The 3,651-nt window shown below is 70.6% G+C and carries 6 protein-coding genes; 2 read left to right on the plus strand and 4 right to left on the minus strand.

Annotated features, from left to right (window positions below; all coding sequences use genetic code 11):
• Positions 1–581, minus strand: a 581-nt coding sequence (locus tag FJ108_18145) for a TolC family protein (protein MBM4337813.1), incomplete at its 3' end; no start/stop codon positions are given.
• A gap of 87 nt (positions 582–668) precedes the next feature.
• On the minus strand, positions 669–1,091 hold the full coding sequence (locus FJ108_18150; GenBank protein ID MBM4337814.1) for a hypothetical protein: 423 nt from the start codon (positions 1,089–1,091) through the stop codon (positions 669–671).
• Positions 1,092–1,248: 157 nt separating this feature from the next.
• On the opposite strand from FJ108_18150, the gene FJ108_18155 reads away from it, so the two are divergent.
• A complete protein-coding gene (locus tag FJ108_18155) occupies positions 1,249–2,037 on the plus strand; it encodes an SDR family oxidoreductase (GenBank protein ID MBM4337815.1) in 789 nt (262 codons plus the stop codon).
• Entirely contained in the window at positions 2,031–2,801 is a 771-nt protein-coding gene (locus tag FJ108_18160; protein MBM4337816.1) for a matrixin family metalloprotease, read from the plus strand. Before FJ108_18155 ends, FJ108_18160 begins: the two co-directional genes overlap by 7 nt.
• Before the next feature lie 13 nt (positions 2,802–2,814).
• Here FJ108_18160 and FJ108_18165 read toward each other — a convergent pair whose 3' ends face one another.
• Together FJ108_18165 and FJ108_18170 are read right to left on the minus strand one after the other, a co-directional pair.
• Positions 2,815–3,318, minus strand: coding sequence for a hypothetical protein (locus tag FJ108_18165; GenBank protein MBM4337817.1), 504 nt, complete (start codon positions 3,316–3,318; stop codon positions 2,815–2,817).
• On the minus strand, positions 3,315–3,620 hold the full coding sequence (locus FJ108_18170; GenBank protein ID MBM4337818.1) for a hypothetical protein: 306 nt from the start codon (positions 3,618–3,620) through the stop codon (positions 3,315–3,317). The genes FJ108_18165 and FJ108_18170 overlap by 4 nt, the downstream gene beginning before the upstream one ends.
• Positions 3,621–3,651: the final 31 nt, after the last annotated feature.

Consider the following 3,651-nt stretch of genomic DNA (forward strand, 5'->3'; position numbering starts at 1 on the left):
AAAATCGCGCGCGCGAGTCCGAGGACCTCATCCGCAAGGCGCCTTCTCTCCTGCGCCGCGAGCACATCGACGAAGGCACCGGCGGTGCGGGTGAGCACGTCGATGCGCCTGACCTCGTAGTCCCATGCCGCGAGGTCCCGGTCCGCGCTCGCCAGCGCGATGCGCGCGGCGCGTTTTCCGCCGAGCTCGATCCGCTGACCGACGAGCAGCGTCGTCTGCGCGGAGTCGACGCCGCTGAACTCGCCCCCTCCGCCGAAGTCCTCGAGATCGAGCTCGAGCGTCGGGTTCGGGAGGGCTCCCGCCTGGAGCAGCGCGGCCTCGCGTGCGCGCACCTCGTAGGCGTCCGCCGCAAGCTCCGGACTGTGCAGCAGCCCGGCAGCAAGCGCGTCTTCGAGCGACAGAACGCCGGTCGGCTCGGGCACGAGCGGCGGTGGGCTGTCCGCGGGGCTCGCGGGCGCCTCGAAGAAGGGAAGCTCTCGGCCGATGGGATATGGCGCGGGCGCCTGGGCGAACGCTCCGAGCGGAAGGCTCAGAAGCGCCGCGGCAAGACACCCGCACCGCGCGATGGCGGTGCAGCGCATGGACGGTCGTCCTCTAGTGGGAAGCGCGGGCTCGGCTCGCCGCCGGAAGCGGCGAACGACACGTTGCGTCGGAGGCGACGCGGCTTCTCAGAGTCGAAGCACGACCGTGCGCACGGGATCGAACGGCGGCGCCAGAACCGCGGTGTAGCGGCGCGGCGCGCTCGCCGGAGCGGGCGCTGCAGCGAAGGTCAGCGCCGGGCCGATTGCAGCCGGGAAATCGGGAGCATCGCGGCGCGAGGCCGCGCTCGCGACGCCGTCCCAGGCGAGCTCGACCACGTGATCGGCGTGCGAGAGCGCTTCGCCCTGATCGCCTTGCTCGCCGGGGTCGCTCGCCTCGTCGTGCGTCAGCACCAAGTGACGGTGGTCGTCGTCGCCGACCACCAGCAGAGAGTGCCCATGCTCGCTCTCGTGCATCCCGAGGACGATCGCGCTCGCGACCGGAATCGCGGCGAACGCCGGCGAGGGGGCGGTGAAGGCGAGCATCAGCAGCGCGACCCACTTGCGCTTCACGCGTTCGGCGCCCCGCGGCTTTGCATCGTGCCAGCCTGCCACACCCGCTCGCGAGCGCAACCGCATTTATTTCGGGAGCCCCTCTCCTGGCCCGCGATGCGCGCCGGAGGTAGGCTGGTCGCCAGCGAACCTCCGCCCGCGTAGGAATGCCCCTCCCATGACCGAGCTCGAATCACTCTTCTCTCTCTCGGGACAGGTCGCGCTGGTGACCGGCGCGTCGAGCGGGCTGTCGGCGCAGGCCGCGCGCGCGCTGGCGAAGGCCGGCGCGAGCGTGGGGCTGGTCGCGCGGCGCAAGGATCGACTGGAGGAGCTCGCGCGCGAGCTCGAGGCGAAGGGCGTGCGCGCCTGCGCCGCGCCCGCCGACGTGACGGTGACCGAGCAGCTCCGCGCGGCGATCGACCGGGTCGAGGCCGAGCTCGGACCGATCGACGTGCTGGTGAACGGCGCGGGCATCGCTCCGCTCGGCCGCGCCGAGACGCACACGCGGGCGAAGTGGGACGGCGCGATCGCGCTGAACCTGACCGCGCCGCTCGAGGCGTCGCAGATGCTCGCGAAGCGCTGGATCGAGCGCGGCCGCGGCGGGCGCATCATCCAGCTCTCGTCGGTGATGGGCTTCGGCGCGAATCCCGTGCACCGCTCGGTCGGCTACGCGGCGACCAAGGGCGCGCTCAACAACTTGACGCGTCACCTCGCGGTCGAGTGGGCGCGCTACGGGATCTGCGTGAACGCGCTCGCGCCGTCGTACTTCCCGACCGAGATGACGATCGACCCGAGCGTGGGCGACGTGGCGCCCGAGCAGCAGGCCGCCATGCGCCGCTTCACGCCGATGGACCGGCTCGGCCGGCTCGAGGAGATCGAGACCGCAGTGTTGTTCCTCGCCTCGCCGAAGTCGAGCTACGTGACCGGCGCCGTGATCGCCGTCGACGGCGGCTGGACCGCTTGGTAGCGCGCGCGGCGCGGGTCGCGATCGCGCTAGGCGTCGCGCTGCTCGCGTGCGCGGGACCTGCGGCGACGGGGACGAGACCTGCGAGCGAAGACGCGGTTCCAACGCTCGAGCCCGCGCGCGAGACTCCGCTCGGCGCGCCTCGCGCCGAGGACGGGTTCCTGATGCCAAACGCGGAGGACGTCGACGGCACGCCCGCCTACGTGCACTACGCGCGCGAGGACATGCCGATCCGCGTGAACGTGCAGCTTCCCAAGCTCGCCGCTCGCTACGCGAGCCGCGAGCAGACCGACGAGGGCGAGATCGGCGCGATCCGCGCCTGGGAGACCGCGATCCAGGCGGCTCTGCCCTGGTTCCGGCTCGAGATCGTGCGCGACGACCGCGACGCCGACATCCAGGTCGAGTGGCGCAGGCGCATCACTGGCGACGCCGCCGGCTGGGGCGGCGTCAAGTGGCAGGTGATCGACGGCCGCCTGCGCGTGCGCGGAGAGCTGCAGTACGCCACCAGGCCGTGCCTCGCGATCGAGTGTCACCTCGACCTCGCGGAGCTGCGCCTCCTGGTCGCGCACGAGTTCGGCCACACGCTGGGCCTCGGCCACTGTCTCGACTGCGACTCGGCGATGAACTACTCGTGGGAGACCGTCGAGCGCGTATTCGTCACCGACACCGACGTCCAGACGATCCGCGCCCTGTACGAGATCCCGAGCGGAACGCGCGTCGACGGATCGCTGTTGATCCCGCTGCGCGGCGAGGCCTCCGCGCGCTAGCGGCGCGCCGTGCTCAGGGGTGGTCGAAGATCGGGCCGTTCCGTATCGCCTCGTGCACGATCGCGTCTTTCGGGAACTCGGCCTCGACCCGCTCCCGGAGCCGCGCCGTGATTCGCGCGACCTCAGGCGTAGGCGAGCCGTGTTCGTAGTCGGAGACGGAGAACCAGAGCACGCGCCGGTCCTCGCTGACTTCCAGCGAGAGATCGATCGGCAGCATGAAGCTCTGCTTTCTAGACCACAACCTCAGCAGCCGACGTGGCGGCACCTTCCAGCCGCTCACGGTCTGCGCGGATTCGATTCCGCCCCACACATCTTCACCGGATTTCATTCCCGCAGCGCGGGCAATATCCGCCACTGCGAGCTCCGCGCGGCGGAGGTCTTCAGCTGAAAAACCGTCGGATTCGGGAAGCACGTCGACGCGCGTCTGTGCGGTGTAGGTCCAGCGGGGAAACGGCAGGCATGCGCTTGCGACGCCGAGGAGCAGTGCGGCGAGCGCGATTCGCGTCCGCGCGATCACGGCTGCCCCGTCATGGAGCGCCACGCGATTCGCGCGCTGAACGCGGCCGTGCCCGCGAGGCGATAGGCCTGGCCATAGGGCCCGAGCCGCCATGGGTCGCTCCATGCGATCCGTATCCAGGTGCGATCTGCATCGCTCGTGCAGCCCCCGGCGCAGAGGTCGTCGTGCTCGAATCCAGCCTCTTCCAGCACGCTGTCGAGCTTGTCGTTGCTGGTCTGACCGCGGCCCCAATACGGTCCATTCTGCAATGCGTAGCGCGGCACCAGCGTACCTTCGATCAGCCATTGAGATGCGTCGCCCATTCCTCTCAGGTCCCCGTTCAGCGTGCGGTTT

This window comes from Deltaproteobacteria bacterium, from assembly GCA_016875225.1.
Classification (GTDB): domain Bacteria; phylum Myxococcota_A; class UBA9160; order SZUA-336; family SZUA-336; genus VGRW01.